This window comes from Bacteroidota bacterium, from assembly GCA_016722375.1.
Lineage (GTDB): Bacteria > Bacteroidota > Bacteroidia > Chitinophagales > LD1 > Bog-950.
In genome coordinates, this window is sequence record JADKJG010000006.1 from 360,216 (window position 1) to 375,300 (window position 15,085).

Below are 15,085 nucleotides of genomic sequence, written 5' to 3' on the forward strand. Positions count from 1 at the left end.
TTCCATATAATGAAGCCGGTCTCTTTTACTGTAAACGGAAAACGATTTGATGTGCTGGTAGAAGCACACGAAATGCTTTCGAATGTTATTCGAGAGAAGATAAGCTTAACCGGGACGAAGATTGGTTGCTCGCAGGGGAGTTGTGGAGCTTGCGCCGTGTTGGTAAACAACGAGCCGGTGTTGAGCTGTGTCACTCCTGCTATGCGTTTTGAAAATGCCAACATCACCACTATTGAAGGGGTTTCTCAGTGTGGAACGCTTCACGAACTACAGGAAAAGTTTGTGAAGAAAGGAGCGATTCAATGCGGTTTTTGCACTCCGGGCATGGTGTTGACGGCACTGGATTTCGTCAGTAAAAATCCAAATCCTACTATTGAGGAAATCAAGGATTCACTATCCGGGAACGTTTGTCGCTGCACGGGTTATAAAAAGATAATTGAAGCGGTGGCAGAATACGCCAAAGGGAATACAGCTTCTGAAGTAGTGTTGCAGGACAATGGAAAGAAAGTAGGGATTGGACGGCCTTATATCGAAGCAACAAAAAAAGTACAGGGTATTGCTGACTATGCCGATGACTACAAGATCAAAGAAGCGCTCCATATAAAATTTGTTCGGAGCATATATCCTCATGCAATCATCGAGGACATTGACTCCCGCGAAGCCGTTAAACTGCAAGGGGTACGCTACATTGCTACTGGGGAAGAACTTCCGATCACTTTTGGCGTGCTTCCTATTTCACAAGATGAAACCGCCATAGCCATTGGCAAAACAAGATACATTGGGGAAATAGTGGTTGCCGTAGCTGCTGACACAGAAGAAATTGCTGTGCAGGCTTGTGAACTCATCCAAGTAAGATACAGGCCCACTAAAGAGTTTTTGTCTATTGATGACTCGCTAAATGATATTGGAACGAATGAAAAGATTCATTCGCATACGAAGTTCAATAACAATATCCACAAAAAGGCTGAACTCCGTTTCGATAATCAAGAAGATGGATTAAAAGCGGCAGATGTCGTTTCCAAAATGAGTTTTGAATTTGAAGGAATCAGCCACGGTTTTACGGAGCCACATGCCGCCACTGCCTATTGGGACGAAAACGGGTTAACCATTATCACTGCCACACAGGTAACACACTATTTGCATCGGGCACTTGCTAAAACTTTAGAGGTGCCATTGAGTAGGGTGCGGGTAATTAAACCTTATGTGGGCGGAGGTTTTGGAGGAAGGGAGATCCATTTCCACACGAGATTATTATTTCGCATATCGCCCGCAAAACAGGAAAGCCGGTTCGCGTTCGCCTGTCGCGCGAAGAAGTCTTTTTGACCAATCACGGTCGCCATCCTTCAAGAATGACGATTCAATTAGGCGCAAGTAATGATGGAACGCTGAAAGTTTTGGATGCTGATATTGCGATTGATGGTGGTGCTTACGGAAGTTTCGGTGTGGTTACTTCTTATTACAATGGTGTGTTATTGCAGGCGCCATACAAAATTGATAATCTGGGGTTCAGAACTTTTCGCGTGTACACCAACAAGCCGCAATGCGGTGCCATGCGCGGTCATGGAGCGGTGAATTCTCGCTTTGCGGTTGAATCTTTAATCGATGATATCGCTCACAAAATTCAAATGGACCCGGTGGAATTGCGGATGAAGAATTTTCTGGATGCCAACACAACTACAGTCGGGCAGTACCGCATTACCTCCAACGGCAGCCGTGAATCTATTCAAGCGGTCGCTGGACAATCAGACTGGAAGAACAAACATGGGAAATCAGAATACGGTCATGGTTTTGGGGTGGGATGCGGATTCTTCATCAGCGGAAGCGCGATGTCCATCATCCGAAATGAAATACCGCAGTCAACCGTTCATTTGAAGGTGGATTTTGATGGAAGAGTTTTGATTACGTCGGGAGCCAATGATATTGGGCAAGGCAGCGACACCATGTTGGCGGTTATTGTAGCGGAAGTATTGGGAATTAGCATGGATAAGATTTTTGTGTTGGGGGCTGATACGCTACTCACCCCTGTGGATTTGGGCAGCTATTCCAGCCGGGTCACATTTATGGCGGGTAATGCAGCAAAGCAAGCAGCAGAAAATCTGAAAAATGAAATAGCCACCTCCATTTCAAAGCAATACAATTTGGCAATAGAGGAATTGAGTTTTTCTGAAGATAGAGTTTTCAGTTTCGATAAAACAGTTGATTTAAGTTGGAACGAAGCGATTGATACACTGATAGCGAATCGCGGAGCTGTGAGTGTAAGCGGCAAATATATTTCTCCAAAGCTTGGAGGAGATTTTAAAGGAGCCGGAGCAGGATTAAGTCCTTCTTATTCTTTTGGCGCTTGTGTGGCCGAGGTAAAAGTAGACACACAAACCGGCCATGTAAAACTGCTGAACGTATGGGGTGCGCACGACTGCGGAAAAGCAATAAACCCGCTAGCGGTCGAAGGGCAATTAGAAGGTTCTTGGCACATGGGGATTGGTCAGGCGCTGAGTGAAGAAATGAAATATTACAACGGGCTTTTACTCAACAACAACTTCTTGGACTACAAGATTCCAACTTCTCTGGACACTCCCGATATTCATACCAACATTATTGAGTCGAACGATCCGGAAGGGCCATTTGGTGCTAAGGAGTGCGGAGAAGGTGCGCTACATCCTGTTATTCCCGCTATTGGGAATGCAATTTTCGATGCCGTTGGGGTTCGGGTAACCAAGTTGCCGATTAAATCAGAAGACGTATTGAAGTTGATGAAGGAAAAGAATAAGAAGCAAACCACCGAAACTGCAGCATTATGATGGTGGAAAAACTTTACCTGAAACCTAGCTCCATTTCGGAAGCAATGGAATATGCTAAGTCACACTTAAACGACTTTCGTTTTCTGGCCGGAGGCACCGATGTTATCGTGAACAAGTTTCAGAATAACGATGAATCAAGTTGCTTGATTGACTTAACCGGAATTGAAGAACTGAAAAAAATTGTTGTAGAAGAAGATTTCCTGAAGATTGGTTCGCTCGTTCGTTTAGATGACTTGAAAAAGAATACAGAGATAGGAGTATCTTTCCCGGCACTTCTTCAAGCAGCCCATTCGGTGGCTTCGCCGCTGCTTAGGAAGACCGCCACCCTTGGAGGAAATCTATTGTGCGAAAACCGCTGTACGTTTTACAACCAAAGCGAGTGGTGGAGAGAGGCCGTGGGGTACTGCTTAAAATGCGACGGAGATGTTTGTATCGCAACGGGAGGTAAGAAAGCCTGTTTCTCAAAGTTCGTTTCTGATATGGCACCGGTGCTGATCAGCATGGAGGCGCAGATTGAAATAGCCGATGGAGAGGAAATAAGAACAGTTCCGCTCGAAACGATTTATACCGGTGATGGGGTCAACTCCATTCAACTTCCTAAAACCGCCATTATCCGCTATATTGTTCTTCCACTGAATAGGAACTTCAAAACAGCTTTCAAAAAGCTGCGTCCGCGCGAGGCAGTTGATTTTACTTCGCTTACCACCGCCGTGACTATCAGTAATAGTGGGAGCCTCAGAATTGTAATTGGTGGGGTAGATCCCAAGCCGGTGCTTTTTCAAGGGGCCCTTAGCGACAATTTGGAAGAACTGATGAAGAAGGCGGTTAAGAAACCGCGAGTAGTAGATAATGATTTTTACTCGCGCACCTATCGAAGAGAAATGATGGAAGTATTTCTTCAGCAAAGTTTTAAAGAATTGATAAACCAAAATCTAAACTATGAATAACGCACTCAAGATGCTTTATGATGAGCACGAAATAATTGGACAGGCAATTGAAATTGCCAAACAGGCATCGTCACTTGTGGGAAACAACGATGAGCAATACGAAAAGACAGTTCTCGAGTTGATTCGGTTCTTCAAAAACTATTCGGATCAGTATCATCACCGCAAGGAGGAAGAGATTCTTTTTCCTGAAATGGAGAAGAAAAATGAAATGCTGTCTGATGGGGTGATTCACGAAATGCTATCGAATCATGAGGATTTCCGGGAAATGATTCGCTCGATTGAAAAGAGTTTGAGCGGCAAAAACTATGCAGAAGCGCAAAGCCGTTTGGAGCAATATACTGAAGCGCTGTTAGATCATATTGCCGTCGAAAATGATGAGGTGTTTCAAATGACTGAGTCTCTTTTCAGCGAGGATGAACTCGACAAGATTTATTTCCGCTTTCAGGATAGCGACCGAGAGTTGGGCGATACCCTTAAAGAAGAATGGGTTAGTGCCATTTCGCAAGGAGGATAGTCTGATTTAAGTAACTATACTTTCAAACGGTAGAGTAAGCGCAATTTATATTCTGGTATTGACAGGGTCGTCGAACGACTCATACTGGAAATCTCGTTTTTACTCCCTTGAGAATCAAGGTGTGTTCCAGTTGCTGTGGTGTCCAGTATGGACGTCCTGATATGTCCCGCTTCGGTTCTGGCAGGTCACCTTTCTTAGTATAATTGTTGACGGTGTGGCGGGTGACGCCGAGGAGTTGGGCTACCTATTGTTATATACAGCCGCTCCTCTTGTAGTAGAGTTTCACGCTTAGATCTGATGGTCTGCTTTATCTCTTCCCTCACCTCGGCCATCTCCTGCCGTACGACGGTTCTGACCACTTCTTCAAACAGTCCGAGTTCTATTCCAATGATTCTGTTGCTTTCCGCCATGACTTTCTTCCTGCGATTTGTTCATGACTAATATAGTAGAACAGGGAAGAAGGTGGTGAGTTTACTGGAAGATTATTTTTGAAAGTGTGTGTAAATAGTGTGTGCACTTTTACCCATTAAACGACGAAAGCCTTGCTGGGCAAGGCTTTCGGGACATTTCTGCGGACCGGACGGGTACAGTCTAGCCAATGGTAATTTACCACTGTTTTGTATAACCTTGTATAAAGAATTCTCCTGAAGCAGGCCTGTCTTGCTTTACAGTCAAATGCACGGCACAAATGACGTAGGGGCGTTGGATACCAATGGTGAATCCTGCGGAAAAAAGTGTGTGTAAATGGTGTGTGTAGGCGGTAGTTGGCAGACCAGATATTCGGCGACCTAAACTTGTCTTACAAGAGGCGTATACGCCGAATACAAATCAAAACCCTATGTTATAACACACAAAATAATTAACAAATTTTTTGTTTTATAAATAATGAATCTTAGGTTTGAATCACAATCAGCGGATTTGCACACGGACTTGTCGCAAATAATTTAACATAAAAATGGACCCCTTCCGCTAATAAAGACGGAAGAAATTGATAGAATACATGTTGGTATGGTGGCTGTGATAAGACAGCGATAGTGAGATGGAGTGTTAATCGTTTTAACTACATAAATCTACATAACTATGCAAGAAACAACTTTACACCTATGGGGACGTGTATCCGCCCTTACTTTTTCTCTTTTCTTCCTTTTTTTCTTACCGCAGGATGCAAAGGCGCAAACCAACCTTCCAAAGTATGACATGAAATTCCAGTTCCGCGATGGAAGTGGCCTGCTGAAAGACACGATGATGTCGAGGATTAAGTATAAGTTCTGGAGTAAATCCTCTTCCTATCCCGGTTATGTGAAGTGGAAAAAACCAACCCTTTGCCGTTTTACAGTCAAGTGTTGAAGGCGTGGGCTTGTTTTCAGATTCCACACATAGCTTCTCAACCGGTGATACCATCGGCTATGCGTTTTTCAAAATTGGTTCAACAGGCAGTTTTGACATAGATTTTATGGAATCGAATATAGGTTCCTTCATTAACGACTCACAGACTCCAAACATGGAGGTATTGCTCACGCCGAAAGGCTTGCTTCTAAGAGCGAAGCAAAGTATTGCTTCAACAACAGAACTCATGGCGAGCTATCGAGAAATCATTGACTTGTTCCCAAACGACAAGAGTATCCGGCGTTCTATTCAATATTGGTAAAGCTCGTTCAAACTCAGCCTGAAAGCAATAATCATAGCCTCTGAAGTATATCTATTCACTGACAAAATCTAATTTATGAAAAAGGAATTGACTCTATTGGATAGTCTTAAAAGATTGACAATCCTCGTTGTAATGGTATTGATAGGCGGGCAAGTGAGTTTGTAAAGTTGATAGAGGGAGAGTCTGGTTGGAATTTTCGTGACAAGGCTTTTGCTTTGTTGAAGGCGGAAGTTGTGCGGGATAAAATAGAAAACATGTGCCTCTTGTACGGCCTGCCCCAGCCGGATGTCGGTTTTCATGCAATATCAGATGCTGCCATTTACAATACTAGGGTCGCAAGCGTTTAATCCCGGGCTCGTTCAGTTCCTGCTTGGTTTCTCCCCAACCGGAACCCTTTATGACAATCCATTTTCAGAATTGACCGAAGACGAACAGAACAATATTACCCTGATGATGAACTGGATATTGAATACAGAGAATCCAAGTATAGCAGATTATGAAGACATGCTTGACCCGGATAATTTAGGGATGGCAGAAATCCCATCCACTTTTTGTGACGATTCCGATGACCAGAATACCTGTCAGAAGCAGGTTACTTCCTTGGTGGTTACCACGAATATTACCGGCTTATTAGCCGAAATCCCTATTGAAGAAACAGGTGAGTTTGAGGGCTTTCGCTTTGAAGTGCTAAGTGCTTTTTTATTAAGCGATAATTGCTTTCAGGAGCTTCAATCCTACTACAGCTATCTGTTTACTGCGGAGGAAGAAGACGGATATGAGTTTGGTTTGATACCACTAACCGCTGGCGATGCCACCTATATTTCCCGAATAGTCTTCGATGATGATACTGTCTACACCACCATTGCCTATGCTTACAATTACACCTCCTTGGAGGGGATAGAGTATGACGGAGGAGGAGAGTTTTCCTACCACGAAGGATTCCAACCAATTTCTTTAGACAGTGTTCTGTATAAGATGGGGCCAGTGTCCATTGACAGTAGTGGTCCGCTATCGTTTTGCGAAGGAAATAGCGTGACTTTATTTACGACTACAGAAGGTCTGAGTGATTTTATGTGGAGCAATGGAGATACCACAGAGTCTATTTTCGTGGATACTTCCGGAACTTATTCACTAAAAGTAAAAAAGCCATTTGGTTGCTACTGGACTTCCAGTCTAGAAACAGAGGTAAATGTTCACCCGCTGCCCGAAGCACCCACTCCTCCCACCCCACAAAGTTCTTGCAGCGACACTGCCGTACTGTTTGTATTTGATAGTATCCTAGCCGGAAGCGGTGGCAATCAAATTGAATGGGCATTGAGTAGTTCGTTTGACACCTCAGAAATAATTGAAAGCAATGGCAGCATCAATCTATTGGTTGAATCAGGAGCAATAGATACTCTCTGGATGCGAAGCAGGGATAGCGTGACCGGTTGTGTGAGTGAAAGTGTTAACATAATAGGCGCGGTTAGTTATTCTCCTATATTGGCAATCGAAGGTGACTCGGTGATTGCTCTTGATGAGAGTTTATGTTATCAAGCGATAACTACTGATTCCGCAGGAATAAACTACTCAATTATTCAGGGAAATGCAGTAATTGATTCGACGAGTGGCTGTATCTATGGGTATAGCGAGAGCTTCACAATTCGATGTACTGTTACTAGTGGTTTTTGTAGTTCAAGCATTTTAGATAAAACAGTATGGGTTATCCAACCTCCAATTGTTCCCGGTGTGCAAACTTCAACTGGCGATACATCTGTTATTTTCATTATGGATTACATACAACCTGGGATTGGGGGAGATCAACTCCAGTGGTCGTTTGATAGCTTATTTTCAACTGCATATATAATAGATACACCTACCTTTTTTCATATCACATTACCTTCTGACACAGAAATTATTATTTGGGTAAGGACTAGAAACAGTAACCTCCACATAGTCAGTAAATCTGAGAAAAGCAAGTTGAGAAATAAGAGAAGTTTGTTGGATGATGATGACCCCTATTTTTTTAATGTATCCCATCATGGTCTTACAAATATACTTGCCACTAGCTGTAATCCTCAATATGTATATGTCCCAAAATGTTCGGATTACGACTATCGAATTTTAGATTACGATGGGAACGAATTTACCGCTAGTACAGCGCAGAACATGGGAATTGAAGTCTGGTATTTTTCCTTCCATTACCTTGCTACAAATAACTGGTATACCACTCCTGTAGATGCTACTCAATCTTCACAATATCCATTTAAGCATTCTTTCGAAGAATCAGGGGCAGTTGAAATTCATGTAGCTGGTCGCAGCAATACTACCGCGGGATTTCAATTGTCATGCACCATGCTTCTTTACGTTTACCCGCAAGAACCAGATTTAGATTTTACATTTAACGACAATGTGTGTCCTTGTGAGGAGGTATGCCTGAATTTATCCACAAATTACCCCTCGAAACTTTTTGACATCCATGTTCTGGAGTGGGATTTAGGAACCGGTACACCTTATGCAGGAAATCCCTATTGCTTTATACCCAGTAACGATTTAGGGTGGACAGCAGGCGAGCATACAATTACTTTAAAGTCCTCTACGATTTGTCCTTCCGCTTCACCGATTAACAAACAAGAGGTTGAAACATTAACAATTGTAAATCCGCCATTATCCTTTTCTGAGGATATATCCTGTGCGACGGTGAATTTTACAGCGAGTAGCAGTTGTGCAGCGTCCTATCAATGGTATTTTGGAGATGGAGATGGCAATCATTCGAACGTTCAGAATCCAAGTTTTACCTATCTACAGTCTGGTACCTATAGTGTGACCTTGGTAAATCATCTCTGTTAGAGGCTTGCGATGATAATCTCTGGAGAGGCATTGAACTTCAGGAAGGGGTGTCAAGCGGAATCTATACCTTTGAAAATCCGTCTATTCAAATTGACCAATCTGAAATTCGAGATGCGCAATATGCAATTTGGATAAAAGAATATGACAGATACTCAATCAGTCAATCAAGGTTTATAAATAATTTTGTTGGTTGTTATTTTAGTGGATTGAGTGAAGAGGCATTAACTCAGGTGTATTCATCTGGGTCATTTATACGCAACTGGTTCGAGGGAGTCTCAAACATATTACCGCCTTATTCAACTATGGCTAACACCACGACACAACCCAGTGCCGCAGAAGTGTCTTCTGCGCTTCAATCATGGGCAGGAGTTCAGCTCGACAATATAAATTTGATAACGATAGGCTCCTCTTCCGGACTTCCGACCGTTTATTCAAATATTTTCAAGAATTTAGCAAACGGAATCGTTTCCCGTAATTCGAATCTTAATGTTACGCGAAACTTCTTCTTCAACATCAGTAGCTCTTATCTCGGGTATCTTCCGTTAAGTACTACCCTGTTCAATGGCAACGGTATTGCAGCTACCGGTTCGTACCGCGACGGCTGGGCATTTAATCGGTGGATGTATGAAGAAGGGTTTGCTGGTTATCTTACCAATAATGCGGGTCCTCCTACTTTTGTCAATTGCTTTCAAGGTATAGGAGCCGATAACATGACTATAGAGGCAATTGTCAATAAAATGTATAACACCGGAACCGGTGTTCGACTTAGCAATTCAAGAAACGGGAGTGTACGTTTGTGGGATAATAGGATTCGCGCTTCCACAGGTATTATATCTACGCAGAATAGCCCTGGGCTTATTGCAATTCAGCAAAACAGAATTGAGGTGGCAGGGACCGGTATCGGATGGCTCGGAGGACACCGGAGCGGTATTACTTTATGGGATTATCCCATCTATTCACCTTCACTTCCAACCGCTTCTATCATGGAGAACTTTATAACACTCAACAATTTTGCACATGCAGACGTTTCGCTTAATTCTGTCCATCGGGCCAGATGCCTCAACAATACCGTTGAAATGAATGTCCCGGATTTTAATTATTTCGGGTTGGAGTATAACGCCTGTACCGACTTGACCGATGCTTATAATTATATTTATTCAACAGGAACAGATGTGCATTTTTTGAATGCTGACTTACCTGTAGGGATCCATTCTCATTATACCTTCGGTTCACGCAATCTGACTCTGCACCAGTGCAACAGCGTTAAAGACATCAATATAGGAATGAGGTTTTCGATGTTTAATAATAGTGCCGATATAACAGGTAACCTGTTTAATTATGACAGAGACCAACTTATGGCGGATGGGGGTAGTAATGTAGGTTTGTTTATTGACCAAGATGCCAGTTTAGATCCTCAACCATTTATGGCGAATTTATGGCATAATCAAAATGATTATGGCGTCAATGGTGCTCGATGTAATGGACCTTTAGTTAGATTTGATGTTGGTAACAATGACGTAAATCTGATGCCTCCCGATGTATTTCCTCTATTCGGATTCTTTTTTGGTCCGCAAAATCACACTGATGACAACCCATGTGAAGAAGAGCAGATGCATGGTAAAAGAGAGGCCCTCAGCCAGTATGACAATAAGGTGATCGAGGATAGTATTCATTATAACCGCTTCGATGAAGAAATGAAATGGCAGAGCGGGAAATTGGTATATCAGAAATTAAGAGAATCTCCTTCACTCATTGATAGCGCTGTTAATGGTTGGCAGTTTTATAACGAAAAGGAAGTCGGTGTAACTGGTATGTTGGCACGTATGGATGAACTGATTAGTGTGGCATTGACACCTGACAGTGTGATGCTAGAACAATTGATGGCCTTGCAGGACAGCATTGGTGCATTTTTGATGGTGATGCGGCAATCAGACAGCACCAGAACCCGCTTAGCACGCGGGGCGCTTTATGAAGCGGATAGCATTGCAAACGAGGAGCTGATGGCGCTATATGGGTGGGTGTGGCCATATACGGAAGGTGCTCCTAATATGGACAGCCTGCTTCTAGATTCTTTGATGTCATATTTAATCAGCGATACAAGTACGCCCGAGGCCCCAGATACAACAGCACTAAGCCTGCTGAACAGCCAAATTTATTTTGCTGATTCGCTGATTTGGGCTTATACCCATAGCTATGACAGTATAAAACACGTAATGGATAGCACCCGTAATGGAAAAATTCTTGAGGCATTGGACAGCAATGAAGCTATTACACCAACCATGCCCATCGAGGCGGGCTATAAGGATGTCAATACCATTTACCTGAACACCCTGGCAAGAGATAATAACGCTTTTGACAGTACGCAATTGACCCGGCTCCGTCAATTAGCATCCCGCTGCCCAATGAGGGGAGGCGAGGCGGTGTTCCGCGCGCGAGCTATGCTGGCTTTAGTAGTAGATACATTCTATGATGACGATGCAATTTGTGCTACCGATACGCTGGCTTATAGCGGAAAGAAGGGGAAAGAGGAGCCTGAAAAACAACAGCCGTTAGCGAATGAAAAGGATGCGGAAGAAGAATTGAAAGTAGCCTTGTATCCTAATCCAGCGATGGACTTCGCTTTTATTCAACTGAACAAGGAAGTGTCGCCGTTACAGCTAAAAATAACAGATGCAGTAGGTAAAGAAGTATTTAATGAGCGAATTACTACCTCGAATGGCAGATATAAAATAAACACTTCATCATTTAACAGTGGAATATACTTAATAGGATTATACAGTTCCGAAGGCAAAGCATATAGCGGCAAACTAAGTATCTTTATGAAATGATAATTGCAAAACGGTACTTCATCTTTGTCCTTTGTTTTTGTTTTTTACTCTTTGAGACAGGAGCCCAGAAGCATGACTATATTTGGCTAAGTGGTTATGATGCATATCCACATCCTGTTTATAATGAATTGGACAGTTTTTATTGGGCTACAACTGTCTTGAATTTTAATCATGAACCGGTAAGCGTTAATATTGATTCTGTATCAATGAGTTTTGACAGAACCAATACAAGCTATGCAGACAATGACGGGGCTTTATTATTTTATACCAACGGAATATTTATTGCCAATGCGTTGAATGATACCATAGAAAATAGTGACAGTTTGAATGCTGGTTGGTTCCAGTATATATGGGATCCGACCGTTCAGAATATGGGGTATAGAAACGAACAGGGGATATTAGCTTTTCAGGACTTAGTAAATCCGAACAACTATTATCTAATTCATTCCTTTAATGACAAGGTGTTATTTCCCGCTGGGGTTTATACACGCAATATCCTAGTTACATATCTGGATATGACAGCTAATAACGGTCATGGGAAAGTACTTTATAAGAACCAAGAGATACTAAACAATAATCTTGGCTCGGCGTTAGCCGCTACCAGACATGGTAACGGAGAGTACTGGTGGATTTTAGTACAGAAGCGCAACTCAAATTGTTATTATCGGATACTGATAGATGAGAGGGGACCTCATATTTATTCTGATTCTATTTGTTTGGGTTCTGTTGTTAATGACAATGATTATGGGGCCGCGTGTTTTTCGCCAGACGGCAGTAAGTATGTTTATATGAGCTATTACACCGGTATCAATATTTATGATTTCGACCGGTGTAGCGGCTTATTAAGTAATCCAGTAAATATTTCCTTACCGGTTTTAGTAGATTCGGGCTGGGCCGTCAGAGGTGTTGCTATATCGCCTAATAGTCATTATTTATATGCATCGCTTACAAAACATCTATATCAATTTGACTTATGGGATGCAGACATTGCTTCCAGTATAGACACAATTGGAGTTTACGATGGCTATCATTTACCTCGCTTCAATGTTCTGCAAAGTCTTTTCCATGCTGCTCAAATTGCTCCTGATGGTAAAATATATATCAGTTGCGGCAACAGTATGCAGTTTTACCATGTTATCAATGATCCTGATAGGAAAGGGGATTCGTGCCATTTTGTCCAGCGAGGGCTAACATTACCAAGCCAGAGTTTGGGTGTTCCAAGTTTTCCTAATTACCGGCTAGGGAAATTGGCGGGGAGTGAATGTGATACAATTACCGGTTTGAGTGAAATGGGAAGAACAGAAAAAGAAAACGTGCTGAGAGTATTTCCAAATCCAGCAACAACAGATGTTACTGTTGATTATGGTTTTACTGATTGGAGTAAATCTGGAAATGTAACAATGGATGTAACGAATGAGTTAGGGCAGATAGTTTGGCAGCAAAGGTTGCCACAATATAGCGGGTTTCAAAGGGTAAATGTTTCTTCTTACCCTTCGGGCATCTACATTACTTATATCAAACGCAACAACCAAATCATTGCCACAGCCAAGTTTGCGAAGCAGTAACCATAATGTTACCCCCTCTCACACCACACACTATACTTGCGTCCAAAAAACATGGACACCATCGAATTCATCCGCCGTTATCCGGTGTATCTGGCCCAACTCGAAAGAGTGGTGAAGCCGGAATACCACGTTATCATAACAACCCTTAGAGACATTGACCCTCATGACATTATTAAGCCACAGCACTACTTTAACAGCGAGGCAGAGGCAATTGGCCTTGTCTTCACCCTATTCCAGAAGAAATTAAATTCTCTACCTGACACGGGCAAAGATTCAAATGCAGAACTACAAACCCAGATTGACACGGCCAAGAATATTCTTTCTGAAAATGGCATACAATCAACTGGCTTGTGGTGTATTGAGGATATAATAGACAAAGCAAAAGAGATGAAAATACAGTGCGGCAAGAAAGACGCTCAAACGATACTGACTAGGATAGAAAATGAATTTGATGCCGAGTTCGGAATAAACTGGCAAACGATAGCGGACGGCATACGCGAGTATTTCCAAGAAAAGAATGAAAAGTGAAACCAAGTAAACATACCATCATGTTATTGCCGCTTTCATCAACGGATAACTTCTGCATTGTATCGGCCTATCTTCACGAAAAGACTGCCGAAGTGAACCAGTTATCCCATTCACAACTAAAGACAAAGCTGATAAATCTCGGTTATGGATTCATTGAACTGCGTAGCAACTATAACTATTTCCATAACGGAATACAGAATCAATCTACTGATAAATTCTTGTTCATTCGGAAGGCCAATCTTCATGACATGATGCTACTTGCTGAGAAATACGGCCAATCATGTGTGCTATATAAAAGAGAAGAAGTATTGGAAGTTTTGGATTCCAGGGTAGGCCGGGTGTTGTCCATTTTTGTATTTAGAAACGGAAATGTTAGTGATGATTTTAAGACAGCGTATACAGATTACCTGACAAATAGAAATAAGTTCAACGATTCGGTAGACCTCACCTCACTCGAAAAACTGCATATTCCGACAAGTTTAGAATCCATGCTAAGGTTAAAGAACAAACAGGGATTGGCCACAGCAGAGTGGATTGAATTGTTCTGAGGTAAGATAAATAGATAAAACCTACACACATGGAAATAGCAATACAAAAAAATGAGAACGGCTGGTCTGTTTATGTTGAAGGAATATCGTGGAATGCCATCACAGCGAACTTTATTGAAGAGGCCGTGAATGTTTATGTTCTCACCTTTATTACTAATGGGAGGTACACTAGTTTTGATGACCGTGTCAAACAGCAGGACAACAAACTCACTTTCTGTAAAGAAAATATGCGGGTGGAAGAATTGTTGAATCGTTTATCTGATATGGAACTAGACGAACCGAACGATGCAAGGTTCGGGAACAAGAAGTTTTTTGTGAATCGGCTCTTCACCGACGCCTATGTGCTGACTTTTTGGGAAAGAAAGGAAGTAGAAAAGTTCATCCTCGATATTTCCGAGTGCTACCTAAACGAAATAAAGCAATCCATTAAGGCCGGCAGACCGTATTCTACCATCGGGGTAACCGAGGATTTAGTTGGGTCACCTAATTTCGATCGCTTTTTGGACAAACGGTACAACCGTTGGCACGACCTGGTTGTAAGGGAATTTGAAGAAGGGGTCAAAAACGGGACTATTTTCTGTCCGGGATGCAAGTAAGCCTGTACCGATGCTGACCATTCACTTCCTTTAGCTCTTCTTTTCGCTCCTAGACTCACTTATTGACCAAAGCAATAAAATAGCTTGATGGTTTATTAGTGTGTCCCAGGAGTCGCCTAATGAGTCCGTTGTAAAAATATCTTCTAGCATTTTTTAGCAAGCGGTGGAAGGTTACTGCTTGGAAATGGAAGTGATGCCGCTCACGCTGGCCACCTGAATTCTTCCGAGGCTTTTTTAAGGAGACCGGTAAAAGTCAAAATGTTATAAATGCGAGAATCTTCTTT

Annotated in this window: 12 protein-coding genes and 1 pseudogene; 12 read left to right on the forward strand and 1 reads right to left on the reverse strand. The window is 42.4% G+C overall.

From position 1 onward, the window contains the following. Positions 1–9 precede the first annotated feature (9 nt). From IPP77_10815 to IPP77_10830, 4 genes are read left to right on the forward strand one after another with little or no spacing between them, the layout of a single operon-like run. The gene (locus IPP77_10815; protein ID MBL0310140.1) at positions 10–1,323 is read left to right on the forward strand and encodes a molybdopterin-dependent oxidoreductase; all 1,314 of its coding nucleotides are present in this window, start codon (positions 10–12) and stop codon (positions 1,321–1,323) included. Next, positions 1,248–2,798 (forward strand): molybdopterin-dependent oxidoreductase, encoded by a 1,551-nt coding sequence (locus IPP77_10820; GenBank protein MBL0310141.1) that lies wholly within the window; start codon positions 1,248–1,250, stop codon positions 2,796–2,798. Before IPP77_10815 ends, IPP77_10820 begins: the two co-directional genes overlap by 76 nt. Then, entirely contained in the window at positions 2,795–3,745 is a 951-nt protein-coding gene (locus IPP77_10825) for an FAD binding domain-containing protein (protein ID MBL0310142.1), read from the forward strand. The genes IPP77_10820 and IPP77_10825 overlap by 4 nt, the downstream gene beginning before the upstream one ends. Then, positions 3,738–4,259, forward strand: coding sequence for a hemerythrin domain-containing protein (locus IPP77_10830; protein ID MBL0310143.1), 522 nt, complete (start codon positions 3,738–3,740; stop codon positions 4,257–4,259). Before IPP77_10825 ends, IPP77_10830 begins: the two co-directional genes overlap by 8 nt. Positions 4,260–4,338: 79 nt before the next feature. Here the strand turns inward: IPP77_10830 and IPP77_10835 are convergent. Further along, a pseudogene (locus tag IPP77_10835) lies at positions 4,339–4,500 on the reverse strand (MerR family transcriptional regulator). Positions 4,501–5,339: 839 nt separating this feature from the next. Between IPP77_10835 and IPP77_10840 the strand changes: the two are divergent. The 8 genes from IPP77_10840 to IPP77_10875 all read left to right on the forward strand — a co-directional run bounded on the left by IPP77_10840 (position 5,340) and on the right by IPP77_10875 (position 14,801). Next, complete coding sequence (locus IPP77_10840; protein MBL0310144.1) at positions 5,340–5,606, forward strand: hypothetical protein; 267 nt, start codon at positions 5,340–5,342, stop codon at positions 5,604–5,606. Positions 5,607–5,610: 4 nt separating this feature from the next. Beyond that, the gene (locus IPP77_10845) at positions 5,611–5,907 is read left to right on the forward strand and encodes a hypothetical protein (protein MBL0310145.1); all 297 of its coding nucleotides are present in this window, start codon (positions 5,611–5,613) and stop codon (positions 5,905–5,907) included. A 309-nt stretch (positions 5,908–6,216) separates the two neighbouring features. Continuing rightward, positions 6,217–8,736: a PKD domain-containing protein gene (locus tag IPP77_10850; protein MBL0310146.1), complete on the forward strand. Its 2,520-nt coding sequence runs from the start codon at positions 6,217–6,219 to the stop codon at positions 8,734–8,736. 47 nt (positions 8,737–8,783) lie between these two features. Further along, the gene (locus IPP77_10855; protein ID MBL0310147.1) at positions 8,784–11,564 is read left to right on the forward strand and encodes a T9SS type A sorting domain-containing protein; all 2,781 of its coding nucleotides are present in this window, start codon (positions 8,784–8,786) and stop codon (positions 11,562–11,564) included. Next, positions 11,561–13,129: a T9SS type A sorting domain-containing protein gene (locus IPP77_10860; protein MBL0310148.1), complete on the forward strand. Its 1,569-nt coding sequence runs from the start codon at positions 11,561–11,563 to the stop codon at positions 13,127–13,129. The genes IPP77_10855 and IPP77_10860 overlap by 4 nt, the downstream gene beginning before the upstream one ends. A gap of 51 nt (positions 13,130–13,180) precedes the next feature. Further along, the gene (locus IPP77_10865; GenBank protein ID MBL0310149.1) at positions 13,181–13,657 is read left to right on the forward strand and encodes a hypothetical protein; all 477 of its coding nucleotides are present in this window, start codon (positions 13,181–13,183) and stop codon (positions 13,655–13,657) included. After that, on the forward strand, positions 13,654–14,205 hold the full coding sequence (locus IPP77_10870; GenBank protein ID MBL0310150.1) for a hypothetical protein: 552 nt from the start codon (positions 13,654–13,656) through the stop codon (positions 14,203–14,205). The genes IPP77_10865 and IPP77_10870 overlap by 4 nt, the downstream gene beginning before the upstream one ends. Positions 14,206–14,234: 29 nt before the next feature. Beyond that, a complete protein-coding gene (locus IPP77_10875; GenBank protein MBL0310151.1) occupies positions 14,235–14,801 on the forward strand; it encodes a hypothetical protein in 567 nt (188 codons plus the stop codon). The last annotated feature ends 284 nt before the right edge of the window (positions 14,802–15,085 follow it).

Bases quoted from the DNA above. Each gene is read 5' to 3' on its own strand.
- IPP77_10815 (MBL0310140.1), top strand. From the start codon at position 10: ATGAAGCCGGTCTCTTTTACTGTAAACGGAAAACGATTTGATGTGCTG.
- IPP77_10825 (MBL0310142.1), top strand. From the start codon at position 2,795: ATGATGGTGGAAAAACTTTACCTGAAACCTAGCTCCATTTCGGAAGCA.
- IPP77_10830 (MBL0310143.1), top strand. From the start codon at position 3,738: ATGAATAACGCACTCAAGATGCTTTATGATGAGCACGAAATAATTGGA.
- IPP77_10840 (MBL0310144.1), top strand. From the start codon at position 5,340: ATGCAAGAAACAACTTTACACCTATGGGGACGTGTATCCGCCCTTACT.
- IPP77_10850 (MBL0310146.1), top strand. From the start codon at position 6,217: ATGCTGCCATTTACAATACTAGGGTCGCAAGCGTTTAATCCCGGGCTC.
- IPP77_10860 (MBL0310148.1), top strand. From the start codon at position 11,561: ATGATAATTGCAAAACGGTACTTCATCTTTGTCCTTTGTTTTTGTTTT.
- IPP77_10865 (MBL0310149.1), top strand. From the start codon at position 13,181: ATGGACACCATCGAATTCATCCGCCGTTATCCGGTGTATCTGGCCCAA.
- IPP77_10875 (MBL0310151.1), top strand. From the start codon at position 14,235: ATGGAAATAGCAATACAAAAAAATGAGAACGGCTGGTCTGTTTATGTT.